This is a genomic window from Sphingopyxis sp. (assembly GCF_035998905.1).
Lineage (GTDB): Bacteria > Pseudomonadota > Alphaproteobacteria > Sphingomonadales > Sphingomonadaceae > Sphingopyxis.
On sequence record NZ_DASYHG010000029.1, the window covers coordinates 89,828 to 107,126 of the forward strand.

At 65.2% G+C, this 17,299-nt stretch carries 12 protein-coding genes; 5 read left to right on the top strand and 7 right to left on the bottom strand.

The genetic code is table 11. The features are described 5' to 3' along the window. Positions 1-4: 4 nt before the first annotated feature. Positions 5-2,956 carry a TonB-dependent receptor gene (locus VGN62_RS17640; RefSeq protein ID WP_327456302.1) on the bottom strand — a complete coding sequence of 984 codons (2,952 nt, stop codon included), beginning with the start codon at positions 2,954-2,956 and terminating at the stop codon, positions 5-7. 323 nt (positions 2,957-3,279) lie between these two features. Between VGN62_RS17640 and VGN62_RS17645 the strand changes: the two genes are divergently transcribed. Genes VGN62_RS17645 through VGN62_RS17655 form a run of 3 tightly spaced genes read left to right on the top strand, consistent with a single transcriptional unit; the run spans position 3,280 to position 5,962 of the window. After that, complete coding sequence (locus VGN62_RS17645; RefSeq protein ID WP_414713304.1) at positions 3,280-4,590, top strand: pectate lyase family protein; 1,311 nt, start codon at positions 3,280-3,282, stop codon at positions 4,588-4,590. A gap of 2 nt (positions 4,591-4,592) precedes the next feature. Then, positions 4,593-4,994: a cupin domain-containing protein gene (locus VGN62_RS17650; protein WP_327456306.1), complete on the top strand. Its 402-nt coding sequence runs from the start codon at positions 4,593-4,595 to the stop codon at positions 4,992-4,994. Beyond that, the gene (locus VGN62_RS17655; RefSeq protein WP_327456308.1) at positions 4,991-5,962 is read left to right on the top strand and encodes an alpha/beta hydrolase; all 972 of its coding nucleotides are present in this window, start codon (positions 4,991-4,993) and stop codon (positions 5,960-5,962) included. The genes VGN62_RS17650 and VGN62_RS17655 overlap by 4 nt, the downstream gene beginning before the upstream one ends. Here VGN62_RS17655 and VGN62_RS17660 read toward each other — a convergent pair. The 4 genes from VGN62_RS17660 to kduI are packed head-to-tail and all read right to left on the bottom strand — an operon-like array spanning position 5,959 to position 10,129. After that, complete coding sequence (locus tag VGN62_RS17660; protein ID WP_327456310.1) at positions 5,959-7,485, bottom strand: carboxylesterase/lipase family protein; 1,527 nt, start codon at positions 7,483-7,485, stop codon at positions 5,959-5,961. The two genes, VGN62_RS17655 and VGN62_RS17660, sit on opposite strands and share 4 nt — an antisense overlap. After that, a complete protein-coding gene (locus tag VGN62_RS17665; RefSeq protein WP_327456312.1) occupies positions 7,472-8,485 on the bottom strand; it encodes a sugar kinase in 1,014 nt (337 codons plus the stop codon). The genes VGN62_RS17660 and VGN62_RS17665 overlap by 14 nt, the downstream gene beginning before the upstream one ends. A gap of 46 nt (positions 8,486-8,531) precedes the next feature. Further along, positions 8,532-9,287, bottom strand: coding sequence for a 2-dehydro-3-deoxy-D-gluconate 5-dehydrogenase KduD (gene kduD, locus VGN62_RS17670; protein ID WP_327456314.1), 756 nt, complete (start codon positions 9,285-9,287; stop codon positions 8,532-8,534). After that, positions 9,287-10,129 (bottom strand): 5-dehydro-4-deoxy-D-glucuronate isomerase, encoded by an 843-nt coding sequence (gene kduI / locus VGN62_RS17675; protein ID WP_327456316.1) that lies wholly within the window; start codon positions 10,127-10,129, stop codon positions 9,287-9,289. Before kduI ends, kduD begins: the two co-directional genes overlap by 1 nt. Before the next feature lie 171 nt (positions 10,130-10,300). On the opposite strand from kduI, the gene VGN62_RS17680 reads away from it, so the two are divergent. Continuing rightward, on the top strand, positions 10,301-11,368 hold the full coding sequence (locus VGN62_RS17680; RefSeq protein ID WP_327456317.1) for a LacI family DNA-binding transcriptional regulator: 1,068 nt from the start codon (positions 10,301-10,303) through the stop codon (positions 11,366-11,368). A gap of 3 nt (positions 11,369-11,371) precedes the next feature. Here VGN62_RS17680 and VGN62_RS17685 read toward each other — a convergent pair whose 3' ends face one another. Both VGN62_RS17685 and VGN62_RS17690 read right to left on the bottom strand, forming a co-directional pair. After that, positions 11,372-13,051 (bottom strand): hypothetical protein, encoded by a 1,680-nt coding sequence (locus VGN62_RS17685; protein WP_327456318.1) that lies wholly within the window; start codon positions 13,049-13,051, stop codon positions 11,372-11,374. Positions 13,052-13,123: 72 nt separating this feature from the next. Then, positions 13,124-15,748: a TonB-dependent receptor gene (locus tag VGN62_RS17690; protein WP_327456320.1), complete on the bottom strand. Its 2,625-nt coding sequence runs from the start codon at positions 15,746-15,748 to the stop codon at positions 13,124-13,126. 415 nt (positions 15,749-16,163) lie between these two features. Between VGN62_RS17690 and VGN62_RS17695 the strand changes: the two genes are divergently transcribed. Beyond that, on the top strand, positions 16,164-17,297 hold the full coding sequence (locus VGN62_RS17695; RefSeq protein WP_327456322.1) for an efflux RND transporter periplasmic adaptor subunit: 1,134 nt from the start codon (positions 16,164-16,166) through the stop codon (positions 17,295-17,297). The last annotated feature ends 2 nt before the right edge of the window (positions 17,298-17,299 follow it).

Consider the following 17,299-nt stretch of genomic DNA (forward strand, 5'->3'; position numbering starts at 1 on the left):
CCGGTCAGAACTTGAACCGCACGCCGGCGAGGAACTCGCGTCCGGTGTGGCTATAGACCACCGCGCTGTTGCGATCGCGGCTGATGAACTGATCATTATATTCGTCGGTCAGGTTCACGCCTTCCAGCGTGAGTTCGAAGACGTCGTTGATCTTGTAGGTCAGCTGCGCATCGACGTTGAGCGTGCTGTTCTTGCCCTCGACGTCATTGTTGTTCTGCCCCGGCACGCGCTGCAGATAGGCCGAACGATAGGCCACCGAACCGCGCGCGCTGAACTTGCCATCGTCATAATAGAGCGTCGCGTTCCATGATTCGGGCGACAGGTTGAGCAGGTCGTCGCGGATGATCTGCGTGCTCGTCGGCGACACCTGATAATCGATCTTCGACTTCACGCGCGTGTAGTTCGCGGTCATGCCGAAATGCTTCAGGAAGCCCGGCAGGAAATCGAACGGCTGCTGCACGTTGATTTCGAACCCCTTGAGCGGGCCGCCGCTGGTGTTGATCGGCGTCGTCACCTGGAAGATTTCGTCGCCGGTGAAGTTCGCCGGCAGCAGGTTGAGCGGCAGACCCGTCTGGTTGAACGGAATATTGTTCCGCAGGCTTTGGATATAGGTGCCGATATCCTTGTAGAAGAGCCCGAGCCCGATGAACGCGCCCTTGCCGTGATACCATTCGAAGCTGGCGTCGAGCGTGTTGGCGCGGAACGGCTGGAGGAACGGGTTGCCGACGGTGACCGACAGGTTGCCGGTCGTCGTGATCGAACCGCCCGGATTGAGATTGCCGAGCTGCGGGCGCGCCATCACCCTTGCGGCGGCCAGACGCACGATCAGGTCGTCGGTGACGTTCGCCGACAGGTTGAGCGACGGCAGCCAGTCCTCATATTTGTTCTGGACGGTGACGAGCGTTCCGCCGCCCGCCGCCTGATAGCCCTGCGCAGTGACGTCGGTTTCGACATAGCGCACGCCGAAATTGCCGCGCACCGGAATGCCGAGGACATCCTGTTTGAAGTCGAACATCAGGAAGCCCGACTTGTCCTTTTCGACGATCCGGCGGTTGTTGCCGCGCGCATTGCCGTTGGTGATCGACGACAGGGTGAAATCGCCCGGCCCGCCGGCGGGTCCGCTCTTCAGGCAGTTGCAATAAATGTCATAGGCGGCGGCGATCGCCTTCAGGTCGGGGATCAGCCAGTTGGTGACCGAGCCATTGGGCATGCCGAGCCCCTTGCCGAAGCCCTCGACCATCGTCGTGAGATTGCTGCCAGGCGCCGGCGCGAAGATCGTGTCATTCTGGTTTACGCGGCGGAATTCATAGGTGTCGAACGTATATTTCTTGTAATCGCCGCCGATATTGACGCTGAACGCGTCGGGAACGATGTCCCACACGAGGTCGACGTGGAGGACGTCGTTGCGGTTGTTCGCGCCCTGCGGCCGGATGCGGATTTCGCTGGTCGTCGTGTTCGGCACCGTCGCGGGCTGCGTGCCCGAGGTGACCACCGGCACGCCGACGAGCTGGAGCGCGCCGTTCGGGTTGGTGGGGTCGAACCCGTAACCGATGAACGGCTTGCGATCGCTTTCGCGGAAATCGAGCGTATATCCGTTGACGTTCAGCGCATCGAGCGTCGTCGTCGTCTGGATCGGGTTGCGGAATTTCGATTCGGCGCGCCCGATGCGCGCGTTGATCCGCACGCTGTCGCTGAACGCATGTTCGATCGTCAGCGTCGGCTGGGTGAAGGTCGTCGACAATTTGTCGAAGCGCGATTCGGCGCGGACATCGACGCCATTATAGACGCCATAGAGCAGCGCCCCGTTGGTGTCATATTGCGCCTCGACGACGCTCGTCTGCGGCTTGCCGCCCTGCGCCGCGTTGCGGCTGAACGAAATCGCCTCGAGGAAATCTTCCTGCCGCGTCGCCTTCAGCTTCGCGTAGAGGAATTCGGCGGTGATCGTCGTATTGTCCGACGGCGCCCACTGGACCGACGCGGTGACGCCGAGGCGGTCCTGGTCGTGCGTCAGGCGGCCGTAGCGCGGCAGGCGGGGGTGAAAATTATTGGGATCGTTCGCCGCATTATAGGCGGCGACATTCGCCGGGGTGTTCGGCAGGCGGGCGACGCCTTGCGCAGCGGGGCCGCACGTCGCCTGCGTCGCGTTGGTGCCCTGCGAGGTCAGTCCGATCGGGGCGCAAAAGCCCTGCGACGAGGGGCCATTGTCCCAGCGCACCGTGCTGAAGCCCTCTTCGTTGAGGCGGCGCTTCGAATAGGCGGCCGACACGAGCACGCCGAAGCGGCCGTCGGCAAAGGTGTTCGAGATGAGCAGCGCGGCGCGCGGATCGATCTTTTCGTTGAGGTCGTTGTAACGCCCCTTGATCGACCCCGCGATGCGCAGGCCGTTATAATCGAACGGCCGCGCCGCCTGCAGGTCGACCGTCGCGCCGAGCGAGCCTTCGTCGACATTCGCCGACGCGCTCTTGCGCACGGTGATCGAATTGAAGAGTTCGGAGGCGAAGACGTTGAAGTCGAAGCCGCGCGAGCGGTTCGCGCCGCCCGAACTGTCGGTGCCGCCCGTCGTCGCGAGCGCCTCGATCCCGTTGATGCGGATGCGGGTGAAATCCTGCCCAAGGCCGCGGACGACGATCGAGCGGCCTTCACCGGCGTCGCGATCGATCACGACGCCCGGAATGCGCTGGAGCGATTCGGCGAGGTTGGTGTCGGGAAATTTGCCGATATCCTCGGCCTTGATGACGTCGACGATCCCGCCGTCGGCGCGCTTCGCGTTGAGCGCCGCGTCGAGCGAGGCGCGAAAACCCGTCACCACGATCTCGCCTTCGGGGGCCACCGCCTCGTCCGTTGCCCCTTGTGCCGCGTCCTGCGCATAGGCCGGCGAAACCGCCAGTACGGCAAGCGACGCTCCGCACGCCAGCCAAGTCAAAGTGCGAACGCCCCGCGCTGCATGAATAGCCATTATCATCCTCCCTTATCGCCCCGTTGCCCCCGCTCGCGCAAGGAATGACACCGGTTACTTTGCTGGACAAAACGATTTCGCCAACCGTTTCGTCCGTCGATTTTTCAGAGGTTGATGGCGGCCGCCGTCTAAATGCAGCGAACCGGATCAGACCCTCTCCCTTGGAAATATTTTCTCGTTGACCGATTGGGGTAACCGGTGTCAGAAAGATTGCGGATTGTGACGAACATGTCAATACCCCAATGATGAGGAGAGACGGGATGGCCAAAAAGCCTTGGGTAACTGCGCTTTTTCTGGTGCTTTCCCTGTCATCGGGCACGGCGATGGCGGCCGATGCGGCGGCGCTCGCTTTCCCCGGCGCGGTCGGCCCGGCGGCGCAGACCCCCGGCGGACGCGGCGGCCAGATATTGCGCGTCACCACCCTCGCACCCGATGGCCCGGGGTCGCTGAAGGCCGCGATCGAGACCCCCGGACCGCGCATCATTGTGTTCGAGGTCGGCGGGGTCATCGACATGGGCCGCAACACGATCGAGATCAAACATCCCTATCTGACGATAGCGGGCCAGACCGCGCCCGGACCCGGCATCACGCTGATCCGCACCGGCATCGACGTGAAGACCCACGATGTCGTGATGCGCCACCTGCGCATCTACACCGGCGTCGACGGCCAGCCGAAGCGCAGCGGCTGGGAAGCCGACACTTTCTCGACCGTCGCGGCGCATAATGTCATCGTCGACCATTGCACGCTGATGTGGGGCATCGACGAGAATATGTCGGCGTCGGGACCGCGCTTCACCGGCAAGACGGTCGATGAGTGGCGCAAGGGCACGAGCCACAACATCACCTTTTCGAACAATCTCGCCGCCGAGGGTCTCGCCGACGCGAGCCATCCGAAAGGCGAGCACAGCAAGGGATCGCTGATCCACGACAATGCGACGGGCATCGTCTTCTACCGCAATGTCTGGGCGCATAATGTCGAGCGCAACCCGCTGATCAAGGGCGGCGGGCAGGCGCTGATGATCAACAACCTGATCTACAACCCGCAGCACCGCGCGGTGCATTACAACCTGATGAACCTCGAATGGGTCGGGCATGATTATGTGACGGGGCAAATCACCGCGATCGGCAATGTCATGCGCGGCGGCAACGACACCGACAAGGATCTGCCCTTCCTGATGCTCGGCGGCGACGGCGACCTCGAATATTATGGCAAGGACAATCTCCACGTCGACCGCCACGGTGCGCCGCTGCCCGAGTTCGGTCGCTATGGCGAGACGAAGGCGAAGCTGATTCGCGCCAAGGCGCCGCTCGCCCCGGTCGGCGGGTACAAAGTCCTGCCGGTGCGCGATGTCGAAACCTCGGTGCTGTCGACCGCGGGCGCCCGTCCCTGGGCGCGCGACGGCGAAGAAATCCGCGTGCTCTTTTTCGTTGCCGAGGGACGCGGCGCGGTGATCGACGACGAGCAGGAAGTCAGCGGCTACCCCAAGGTCAAGGAGGTGCGCGCGCCCTTCGTCGAGGGCGAATGGGACCTCGCGACGATGGAACCCAGGTCGGGCACCTACCCCGGCCAGACCGCCCCGCTGCCGCAGGAGACTCTGTCGGCGCGCGACCGTGCGTCGCGGACCGGAAACTGACGATGAGCGTGTTGCTCGCGCTGCTCGTCGCGGGCAGCACCGCCCCGGCGATGGTCGTGATCGACGAAGCCGCGACGGTGCGCGAAGAAGCGCCGCCGCACGGCGCGATCGGCCTGTCGACGGCGTACCGGATCAGCGATGCGGTCCCCGCCCCGCGCAGCTTCGAATTCCGCAAGCGTGCGCTCCACGTCGGCGCGGCGATCGGCGTCCATCCGATCGACCATGACGAGATTTATTATGTCCTCTCGGGCACCGGCGTCGTCCATTCGGACGGTGAGGAAAAAGCGCTGAAGGCCGGCACCGCCGCGTGGCTCTACAAGGGCGCGAAGGTCGGCATCCGCCAGACGGGGAGCGAACCGCTGGTGCTGATCATCGCCTATCCGAACAAGGCGCCCGCGCCATGACCGTGGGCCGCCGCGCACTGCTGACGGCCAGCCTCGCGCTGCCTTTCGCGAGCGCGGCTGCGAAAGAGGCGTGGACGCGCCCCGCGGGCCTGACGCCCGATGCGAGTATCGCGCTCTGGCCCGAGGGGCATGTCCGGCCGCCCGCCGGACTCGTCGAAGCGGTCGTCCAGCGCAGCGACGACGCGGACGCGAGCGACCGGATGCTGCAGGGCATCATACGCCCGCGCCTCGACATTTTCCGCCCCGCAAAGCCCAATGGCGCGGCGGTGATCCTCGCGCCCGGCGGCGGCTATCGCTACGTCGTGATCGACAAGGAAGGCTATGAGCTCGCGCGCTGGCTGCGGGCGCGCGGCGTCACCGTCTATGTGCTCTTCTATCGCCTGCCCGGCGACGGCTGGGCGAACGGCGCCGACATCCCGCTCGCCGACGCGCAGCGCGCGATGCGGCTGGTGCGTAGCCGTGCCAAGACGGACGGCATCGATCCGGCGCGCGTTGTCTTCGGCGGCTTTTCGGCGGGCGGGCAGGTTGCGACCAGCCTGCTCACACGCTCCGATGCGAAGGTTTACGATCCCGTCGATACGGCCGACACGCTGCCCGCGCGCCCCGATGCGCTCGCTGCCATCTATCCCGTCGTCTCGATGGACCCCGCGATCGCGCATGCGGTGAGCCGCGAGAAATTGATCGGCGCCAACCCCGATGCCGCGCGCGAGAGGCTCTATTCGCCCGAACGCAATGTCCGCGCCGGCCAGCCGCCGCTGTGGCTGCTCCACGCCGAGGACGACGATGTCGTGAAGGTCGAGAACAGTGTTCGGCTACGCGCGGCGACGCGGACCGTCGGGGCACCGGTCGAAGCGCATTTCTTCGAACGCGGCGCGCATGGCTTCGGGCTGATGAAGACCGCGGGGCTGCCCGTGGCAATCTGGCCCGAGCTGCTCTGGAACTGGCTCGGCGCACACAAGATGGTCTAGCTGCCCGGCTGGATGTACGGCACACGCGCGAAGAGCTTGCGTTCCCACTGGCGCGGGTCGTTTTCGACGCGGCTCTTGCTATCGAAGACCATCGTCTGCCGCTTCGCCAGGCCATAAGCAGGCCAACCGGGATTGCCGGTGCGGGCGAAACGGACGAAGGCATCTCTCACCCGGTCGCTCATTTCCTGCTGCGCGGGGGTCGGATCGGACAGTGTTCCAAAGCTGAGTCCGATATCGTCGGTATGTTTCGCACTCTCGAAATCGAGCTGGTAGACGAAGGCGGGCGCACCGGCGCGCGCGCGCGCCTCAGCCTCCTCGACCTGCCCGCGCCAGCTTCGCGCCGAGGTCACGATGCGGTGGAACAAGTCGATCGGCGCCGCCTTCGGGTAACGCGCCCGGAACTGATCGACCACCCATTCGGGACTGATATCGATCCGCATTTCGGGCGCGATACGCGCGGCAAGATTGTCAAAGGTCAGCCCCGACAATTGCCTGCCTGCCGGCGCATAGAAAGCTCGCGTCTCCATCACCGTGTTGCCGAGCATCATCGGAATATTGAGCGACTGCGGTGCAGCGTCGGGCCAGAAAGGGTGCCGCGTCAGATGCTGCATATCGAGCACCGGACCCATATAGACGCCGCCGCCGAGGATCGGATCGACCGCCGAGAGCGCCGCGACCAGTTGCTCCACCTGCGCGGTCGCCGGATCGACGCCCGGCCCCAATTTGTCGAGGAATGCCTGCGCGCGCTTCGTCGCGTTGAGCGGTCCCGAGGCGGTGACCTGCTGCCCGCTCATCGTGATCGCCTTGTGGAAGAGGCCCTTGGCTTCGGGCATCGCCATCAAGGTCGCGATCTTCGCGCCGCCGCCCGACTGGCCGAAGAGGGTGACATTGCCGGGATCGCCGCCGAACGCCGCGATATTGCGCCGCACCCATTTGAGCGCGAGGATCAGGTCGAGTTGCCCCGCATTACCGCTGTCGGGGAAACGCGGGTCGAGCCGTGCGAGATAGAGATAGCCGAGCGCGTTCAGCCGGTGGTTGACGGTCACGACGACGACCTCGCCACGCGCCGCAAGCGCTGCCCCGTCGTTGAGCGCGTCGGAGACGCTGCCCGTCGAATAGGCGCCGCCGTGAAAATAGACCATCACCGGGCGCTTTGCGGGCTTCTCGATATCCGGCGTCCAGACATTGAGGAAAAGGCAATCCTCGCTCTGCGGCCGATAAGTTTCGCCGGTCTGGGGGCAGGCTGGACCAAAGACATCGCCCCGCAGCTGCTCGGCCTTCGTCACAGCTACCGGCGCCCGAAAACGCTCGGCACGACCATAGCGAATACCCGTGAAAGCCCAGGACTGGCCGTCGCCAAAACTGCGGAATGTGCCCGAACGATAGGTGCCGTCGAACGCGCTTACCCCACCGATATGATGGACCGGTGTGAAAATCTCGGCGCGGGCAAGCATGGGCAAAAGAAGCGCGCCGCCGGTGGTTGCCAGTAGCGCCCGGCGGCCGATCATGTCAGCGCCGGACATCCAGCCCGCCGCCGTGGAAGGCGTCGATGTCGGCCTGCCCGAAAAGGCTCGCGTCGCCCGGCAGCGAATGTTTGAGGCAGGTGAGCGCGAGGCCGCTTTCCGCCATCGCCCTGGCATCGCCGCCCGAAAGATGTGCGTGCAGCACCCCGGCGGCAAAGGCATCGCCTGCGCCGATCCGATCGACGATGCCGGTAACGTCGATTTCGGGGGTTTGGTAGCCGCTCCCGCGCAGATCGACCCGCGCGGCGATGCGATGATGGTCGGCGGTGACCGTATGGCGTGCGGTCGAGGCGATCAGCTTGAGACCCGGAAAGGCGGCGAAACCCGCCTCGGCGGCTTCGCGGCGCCGGTCTTCGCCCTCGCCGCTGAATTCCTGTCCCAGCACCAGCGACAGGTCGCGGTGGTTGCCGAAGAGGATATCGGCGCTACCGATCAGTTCTGACAGCACCGTGCGCGGATCGCTGTCCCACGCTTCCCACAGCATGGCGCGGTAATTGCCGTCGAAGCTGACCGGCACGCCGAGCCGCTTTGCCGCGCGCGCCGCCGCCAGCGCGGCTTCCGCCGAACGCGGCCCGAGCGCGGGCGTGATCCCCGACAGGTGGAGCAGGCCCGCTCCCGCCAGAAGGCGGTCGAAATCATAATCCTCCGGCCCCGTCGCCGCGAAGCTCGACCCGGCGCGGTCGTAGACGATCTCCGACGCGCGCAGCCCCGCGCCGACGCTGAGGAAATAGAGGCCCATGCGGCCCGGACAAGGCGTGACGGCGGCGCAATCGACGCCTGCGCCGCGCACCGCCGCCACTGCTCCGCGACCCAGAGCATTTGCAGGAATCTTGCTGACCATCGCGCAGTCATGGCCCAGATGCGCGAGCCCGATCGCGACATTCGCCTCGGCGCCGCCGACGTGGAGCGCGAGCGACGGCGACTGCATCAGCAGCTCGTTGCCCGGCGAGGTCAGGCGGATCAGCAGTTCGCCGAAAAAGACAAGGCGGCCTTCGGTCATCTCACTCCCCGCTCACCCTACCCGTGCCGGCGGGTGGCCTTTCCTGTTATCGCGCGAGCCAGCCGCCGTCGACGGCTAGGATATGGCCCTGCACATAGTCCGATGCGCTCGACGCAAGGAACACCGCGGCGCCGCCGATGTCGCTCGGGTCGCCCCAGCGGCCCGCCGGGATGCGTTCCATGATCTGGCGGTTGCGCGTCTCGTCGCCTTGCAGCGCGGCGGTGTTGTTCGTCGCGATATAGCCCGGGGCGATCGCGTTGACCTGCACGCCCTTCGCCGCCCATTCGTTCGCGAGCAGCTTGGTGAGCCCGCCGACCCCCGATTTCGACGCGGTATAGCTCGGGACGCGGATGCCGCCCTGAAAGGTCAGCATCGAGGCGATGTTGATGATCTTGCCCGAACCGCGCGCGATCATGTGACGCCCGACGCTCTGGCAAAGGAAGAAGAGCGTCTTGAGGTTGGTGTCCATGACGGCATCCCAATCCTCTTCGGTGAAGTCGACCGCGTCGGCGCGGCGGATGATCCCGGCATTGTTGACGAGGATGTCGATGCGTCCGAACTCGGCGAGCACCGCATCGACGAGCGGCTGCACCGCGCCGACGCTCGACAGGTCGGCGGCGAAATTTTCGCCCTTCCGCCCCAGCCCGCGCACCTTGCCGACGGTCTCGTCGGCAGGCGAGCGCCCGGCGGCGGCGATGTCGGCCCCCGCCTCGGCGAGCGCGAGCGCAATCCCCTGCCCGATGCCGGTGTTGGCACCGGTGACGAGCGCGACCTTGCCCGAAAGATCGAAGAGACCCGCCATTACGACAGCTGACAGATGTCGAGGACGTTCATGTCGGTATAATCCTGGTTCTCGCCCGCCATCGCCCAGATGAAGGCATAGGATTTGGTGCCCGCGCCCATGTGGATCGACCAGGGCGGGCTGATCACCGCTTCCTCATTCTGCATCACGATGTGGCGCGTCGCCTCGCCCTCGCCCATGAAGTGCATCACGCGGTCGGTGTCGACATTGTCGAGCTCGAAATAGAAATAGATCTCGCTGCGGCGCTCGTGGATGTGCGGGGGCATCGTGTTCCACACGCTGCCTTCCTTGAGCACGGTCAGCCCCATCACGAGCTGCGCGCTGTCGCACACGCCCGGAATGACGAGCTGGTAGATCGTGCGCTCGTTCGATTCGGCGAGGCTGCCGCGGTCGAGCGCATTGGCGTCGGCGATGCCGAGCTTGCGCGTGGTAAACGCCTTGTGCGCCGGGCACGACGCCAGATAATAGCGCGCGCCTTCGCCCGCGAAGGTGACGTCGGTCGCGCCCATCGTCACATAGAGGCAATCCTTGTTGCCGAGCGTGAAGCTCTCGCCGTCGACGGTGACGGTGCCTTCCACCGACGACACGTTGATGATCGCCAGTTCGCGGCGTTCGAGGAACGGGTGCCCGGCCGCCGACGGCGGCTCGCTCTGTGCGGGCAGCTTGACCGGCGCCGAGCCGACGGCAACCCCGCCGATCACGAAGCGGTCGGCGTGGGTGTAGTTGAGGACGCACTCGCCGGTGCGGAACAGGTCCTGGATCAGGTAGCGATCACGCAACTCCGCATTCGACACCTCCTCCATCATCACGGGATGGGTGGCGTAATAGGTCTTGGAAAACATGGGTAGCATCCTCGCTCGAGATTTCTGGCTTGCCGCCTTGCTAGATTTGATGGTAACCGGTGTCAAGAGGTGTTGGCACCCCCGCCGGGCGGTTGATTTTACGCTTTCGAGCGCCCATCAGACAGAAAAGGCGAGCTCGGCTCCGGCCGGACTTGCAGGGGAAAGAAGATTATGGCGGCACAAGACAGGCCGGGGGGCAAGGGGCCGGGAGGCAAGCAACCGACGATCAACGACGTGGCGGCGCTTGCGGGGGTATCGAAAAAGACGGTGAGCCGGGTAATCAACCGGTCCGAATTCCTGACCGACAAGACGCGCGCAGCAGTCGAACAGGCGATCGAGCAACTCGGCTTCGTCCCGAACCCGCAGGCGCGCGCGCTCGCCTTTCGCCGCAACTTCCTGATCGCGCTGCTCCACGACAATCCGAACGCGCAGACCGTGCTCAACTTCCAGCGCGGCGTGCTCGATGCGATCAAGGACAGCGATCTCGCGCTGCTCGTCCGCCCCGTCGACCGCGGGTCGGACAAGCTGCTCGACGACGTCCGCACCTTCCTCGAAAAACAGCGGCCGATCGGCGCGATGCTGCTCCCACCGATTTCGGAGAATGACGATCTCGCCGCGCTCTGCGAAGATCTTGGCGTGCGTTATGTTCGCATCGGGTCGGCGCGGATCGACGATGCGAAACATTGCATCTCGTCGAACGACCGCGAGGTCGTCGCCGAAGCGGTGCGCGGGCTGGTCGCGCTCGGCCACCGCCGCATCGGCTTCGTGCGCGGCCCCGTCGGCTTCCGCTCGGCGGCCGAGCGCGAAGAAGGGTTCCGCGAAGCGCTCGCCGAGGCGGGCCTCGACCTTCCGGCCGAACTCTACGTGCCGGGCAATTATCGCTACACCGCCGGCATCGAAGCGGGCGAGGCCCTGCTTTCGCTGTCCGCACCGCCAACCGCCGTCTTCTGTTCGAACGACGAGATGGCGGCGGGGCTGATGAGCGTCGCGCATGGCAAGGGCATCAAGGTCCCCGGCGAACTGTCGATCATCGGTTTCGACGACAGCCCGACCGCGACGCATATCTGGCCCGCGCTCAGCACGGTGCGCTGGCCGATCCGCGAAATGGGCATCCGCGCCGCGCAGGTGCTCGTCCCCGACTTCCTCGGCCCCGGCGCCAAGGTCGCCGAAGACGATAGCACGGTGCTGGCTTCGACCTTCGTCGAACGGCAATCGGTCGCCGCGGCGCCGGAGCGTTAGCCGTCAGCGCCGCCGGCGCGCGAGCTGATATTCATAGAGCGACGGCGCGGCATCCACCGCCTGCCCCGTGCCTTCGATATAGGGCGCGGGATTGTAGCTGACGGCAATCTTGCGGTTCGCGTGGAGCCCGACGATCCGCTCGCCCGGGCCTTCGAGTCCGCTGGTGATCGTCACCGTTGCATCGACGGGAACGCTTTCGGGCATCACCAGCTTCGCGTTCCACAGCGTGTTATAAAGCCCGTGCCCCGGCTTCCAATAAGGCGCGCCGCCGCCGACCCACAGCTGGTACTGCCACGCGCCCTTCACCAGCTTCGGATCGATGTGCATCTCGATTGCATCGAACAGATTCTGGTGGTTCGACCCGCTGTGCTGGTCGATGATCGCGTGCGTGTCGACGACCGAGCGCAGGAACACCGATCGCGTCGAGCGCGTGTTGATACTCACCGGATGGATCACCGGATTCGCGACTTTCAGCTCCTTGACCAGCACATTGTGCACCGCGCCGACATGCACCGAATAATGCGCCCGGCGCGTGCCGGTAGTCGTGATGTCGGCGATCGTCAGGCTCGCCGCATTGTCGGTGAGGATGCCGCTGTCCGAACTGTCGATCGTCAGATCTTTCACCCAGCCGTCGAACACGCCGGTCATGTAGATGCCGTTGTAACCCTGTTCGAGATGATGCCCGAACGACGGCGCATCGGGGAATTGCAGCCGCAGGTTCTGGATGCCGACATTGGTGAGATGCTTCCAGTCGGCGACCACCGCGGGCTGGTCGGCGCGGATATCGTGAAGCAGCGGATCGCCGAGCGTCACTTTCGTCCCGCGCACCGCCGCAACACGCGTCGCCTGCACCACCACCGGCCGGTTCGGCGACGTCCAGTGGTGCGACCCGATCGGCAGGTCGGTGTCGCCATAGAGCGATTTCAGGATCTGGCTCTTCGGGCCGTCGACCGAAAACCATTGCAGCTGCACGACATCGCCGGCCTTGAGCCTGGCCGCATTGTCGACCGTCAGCGTGCGGGTGAACTGCTTGCCCGCTACCCCGGTCGCGAGCACCGGGTCGCGCACATCCTTCGTCCCGTCATAGGAAACCGGCCGGCTCTTTTCGGGGGCGACGAGGATCATCCCGCCCGCCCAGCTATATTCGGTGAACAGATAGTCGATATTATGTTCGGGCTCGACCTGCTGCTTCTTCTCGCGCACCAGATAGTCGCGCAGCTCGTCATAATCATGGCTCTGGTCGATCAGCTTCAGCGGGCGCGGGAACCAGAGCTCGCTCCCTCCCGGCCCATCGCCCGCGCCGTCGAGGACGATGTCGCTGCGCGTGATCCGCAGCACCTCGGTAATCTGCGTGCGTCCCTTGGGAAAACGCAGTGTCACCTTGCCCTTGACCGCGTTCGCCGCGGCAAGCGCGCGCAGCACCGCCTTGGTATCGTCGAGCTCGTCGTCCGGAATCGCGCCATATGCGGTCACGTCGATGATCGTGCCCGCATCGGCGGGGATCGGCGCCAGCCCGAAACCATAGCCGGCATAGCTGAAATCGGGCAGCGGGTTTGCCGCCGCGGTCGCCGGGTCCGAAAGAATCTTCGGCAATTTCGTCGGCTGTGCGTGAGCCGGGAGCGTGAGCAGCGCGCCGAGCGCCAGAACCGAAACAAGGCGCGCGCGCCGAACACCCGAAATCATGACCCGTAACACTCCTTGCGATCCGGTGGACCGGCGGCGCACGACCCCGCACCGCCGGTCCGGGGACCCCTGCTAAAACTTCGCGCGCACGCCGACCGAAAAACGCCGCTCGGACAGCGCATAGCTGTTGAGCGCGGTCGTATTGAAATTGCTATACTCGGTCGTCGCCGATTTTTTCGGCATCAGATTCTGTGCCTGGAGCGACAGCGCGATATTCTTCGTGATGTCGACCCCGACCTGCGCGTCGAGCTGCGAGCGCGACGCGACGAAGCTCGGTCGGCCTTCGGAAAATTCGAACACCGCCTCGTCGCGATAATTATAGGCGATACGCGCAGAGAAGGGCCCCTTCTCGTACAGCCCGACGAGGTTGTAGCTGTTCTTCGACACCGCGACGAGCGGGAAGCCCGCGCTGTCTTCCGAATCCGAATAGGTATAGTTCGCGATCACGCCGAAACCGTCGAGCGGCGAGGGCAGGAAGTCGAAGAACTGCTGGATCCCGACCTCGAACCCCTTGATCTTCGCGCTGGCGAGATTTTCGGGGCGCGAGAAGGTAAGCTCGCGGCCCTGCGGGTCGAGGTTGGTATCGACCCCGGTGGTCACGAAGCTGGCGATGAAATTCTTCACATCCTTGTAGAAAACCGCGCCCGAGATCAGCGAGCTCTTGCCCGTATAATATTCGAAGCTGACATCGGCCTGCGTCGAGATCGGCGGTTCGAGGTTCACATTGCCGCCGGTGACCGACAGGTTCGTCGCGTTGAAGAAGGTCGAGGGCGCAAGGTCGGCGATCGACGCGCGCTGCATCGTCTGCGACCCCGATACGCGGATCAGGAAATCGTCGGTGACGTTGAAGGCGATGTTCGCGCTGGGCAGGATGTTGGTATAGCGGTTCTTGTCGTTGACCAGCGTACTGACAGCGCCGACGTTGACATAGCTATCGACCGACAGCCGCGTCGACGCGATGCGCACCCCGGCATTCGCCTTGTAGGGGATGCCCGCAATCTCGCCCTCGCCCGACACCATCAGGTAACCGGCGAGCGTCTTTTCGCTGAAATCATAGTCGCGCTGGAGATTGGGCAGCAGGGTCGACTTGCCGTTCGGATCGGGATTGGGCTCGGCGGCCTGCGCACGGGTGAAGACATAGTCGAAGGTCGGCGCGGTGCTGAGGAAGCTGCGCGGGAAGGTCCCCGGAATATCGGTGAGGAAATCGCCGGCATCGACGAGCTTCAGATAGGGTTCGAGTTCGGCGCGCGTCGGCGTAACCTGGCTGCGGAACGCGTTCGAGCGCGCGTGGAGGTCGGTGTAGCGCACCCCTGCCGCGATCGTGACACCGCCGCCGGTTTCGTAACTGACGTCGAGCTTGCCCGTATATTCTTCGAGCAGGCCGATCAGGCGATTGCTGCGAACGCCGTTGTTCGCGGGGTTGTACGACGCATAGCTGGTCGGATTGAACGGCCCGGTCAGCGTCAGCGACGGGATCGTCGTATCGCGGAAATCGAAGGCGCCGGGAACGAGCGCGGTCCCCTGCAAGGTGATGATCTGGATCGTCTGGTCGATCGTGCCCTTGCTGTAATAGCCGTCGGCCTCGATCGTCAGCCCGTTATCGCCCTCATATTTGCCGTTGAGCCCATAGAGGAAGCTTTCGGTCGGCTCGTTGCGGATCTGTCCCGCCGTGGTCACCGTGCCGTTGGCATTACCCGCAACGACCATGCCGTCCTCGACAACGCGGTTGGCGACGGGATTGCTGCCGGTCGGGAGGCGGAAGGCGAAAAAGTCCTGCCGACGCCCGGTCTTGAGCTTCGAATAAAGCGCATCGGCGGTGATCGTGAATTCGGGGGTCACCTCGAACTGGATCGCGCCGTTGAGGCCAAGGCGCGAGCGATCGACGGTGAACTGCTCATATTGCAGCAGCACCGGGGTCGGCAGCACCCCGCCGCCGGTCCCCGTGTAGGTGCGGTTGAGGAAATTGTTGCGCTCGAAGGTCTGCGTCGTCGAGGTGCGTTTCTGATATTCGCCCGCAAGCATGACGCCGATGCGGCCGTCGGCGAATTTCGTCGTCGCAAAGCCGGTGATCGCGGGTTCGAACTTGTCCGAATTTTCCGAATAGACCCCCTGCGCGCGCACCGAGATCGTCGGTTCCTTGAACGACAGCGGCTTCGGCGTGACGAGGTTGACCGTGCCGCCAAGCCCGCCTTCGGCATTGCTGGCGAGCGGCGACTTGCGCACCTCGAGACGGCCGAACAGGCTGGATGGGACCGAGTCGAGCCCCGACGAGCGGCCGAGCTGGTCATTTTCGGGCGGCGACAGGCGCGCCGACCAGCCGAGCAGGGTGCGGCCGTCGACTTCGACACGCACCTGCTGGAGACCGCGCACCGACACCGACTGGCCTTCGCCGAAGACGCGGGTGATCTGGACCCCGGTGACGCGCTGGAGCGCTTCGGCGACATTGGCATCGGGCAGCTTGCCGACGTCCTCGGCGGTGATGACGTCCATCACCTGTTCGGCTTCGCGCTTGATGTCGGCCGCCTGTTCGAGCGAGGCGCGGATACCGGTGACGACGATCACATCTTCTTCGGCCGGAGCCGCCGCATCCTGTGCATGTGCGGGCGCCACCATCAGCGCCGCGAGCGAGGCGCCGCCCGCCAGCTTCGCCCATGCCCGAAAGCCCCGCCTTGCCTGAATCGCCGCCTGAATCGCCATCGTCATCCTCCCACGCGGGCGGCGGACCTGCTGCCCGCTCGCCCCTGATTTCCCTCGGAGATACCGCCCGATGAACCGGCCCTTGGACCCGCCCGGCGGCTCTCTTCCATTTCTATAATCGTTGCCCGGAACTGGTAACCGGTGTCACGAATGATGCGGGATTTGCCGAGCCCATGTCAAGCGATAATTGTATGACAACTCATGTCGTTGTATGACAACTATATTTTGAGCGGCGGCTGGCGCGCGCGCCCGAAAAATTGTCGCAATTTGTCGTATCGCGCCCATTGGGCTTGCCAGCGGCAGGCCAATGGGTTGAATAGGCGCAAAACCTCCCTCCTCCCGACTGCGACTTGAAACGAGATTGACCCCTATGCTGGACAAGAGGCCGCTGCTTCGTGCCGGAGCCCTGTGCGCCATGGCCCTGTCGCTGGCCGCCTGCTCGGCCGAAGAGGAAAAGGCGGGCCGCGGCGCCCCCGAAGTCGGTTATGTCACCGTCGCGGTGCAGCCGGTGCCCGTCACGACATCGCTCGGGGGGCGCACCGTCGCCTTTGAAACGAGCGAGGTGCGGCCGCAGGTGAACGGCCTGATCCGCCGCCGCCTGTTCACCGAGGGCGGCTTCGTCCGCGCCGGCCAGCCGCTGTACCAGATCGACGCGAGCCTCTATCAGGCCGGGGTCGACCAGGCCGCGGCGAACCTCGCCAGCGCGCGCGCCAGCGCGCAGGCCGCCGACGAACGCGCGCGGCGGCTCGAACCGCTCGCCAAGATGCAGGCGGTCGCCGAACAGGATTATACCGACGCGCTGGCGCAGGCGCGCATGGCGCGCGCCGCGGTCGCACAGAACAGCGCCGCGCTCGAAACCGCGCGGATCAACCTGCGTTATGCGACGATCACCGCGCCGATCAGCGGCCGCATCGGGCGCAGCCTCGCGACCCCCGGCGCGCTCGTCAGCGCGAGCCAGGCAACGCCGCTCGCGGTGATCCAGCAGACCGACCCGATGTATGTCGACATGCAGCAGTCGAGCGCCGAGCTCACCGCGCTGCGTCAGGCGATCGAAAGCGGCGGGGTGACCGCGGGCAGCACCTCGGTTCGCCTGCGCATGGAAGACGGCAGCACCTATGGCTTTGCCGGGACGGTCCAGTTTTCCGATATCACGGTCAACGAGGCGACCGGCACCGTCACGCTGCGCGCGCGCTTCCCCAATCCCAAGGGAATCCTGTTGCCCGGCATGTTCGTCACCGCGCTGTTCGACCAGGTGGTGAACCCGTCGGCGATCCTGTTGCCGCAGCCCGCGGTGCAGCGCGATTTCGACGGCTCGGCCTTCGTCTATCTCGTCGGCAAGGACAATAAGGCGGCGCGGCGCAAGATCGTCGCCGACCGCACCTCGGGCGCGAACTGGGTCGTCACCGACGGGCTGAAGCCCGGCGAACGCGTGATCACGCAAGGGATCGGCAATCTGCGGCAGGGCGCCGATATCCGTCCGGTCGCGGCAAGCAGCGTCCAGCGCGTGGGCGCGCCCAAGGGCGACGCCGCCGCGGCAAAGGGCAAGTAGCG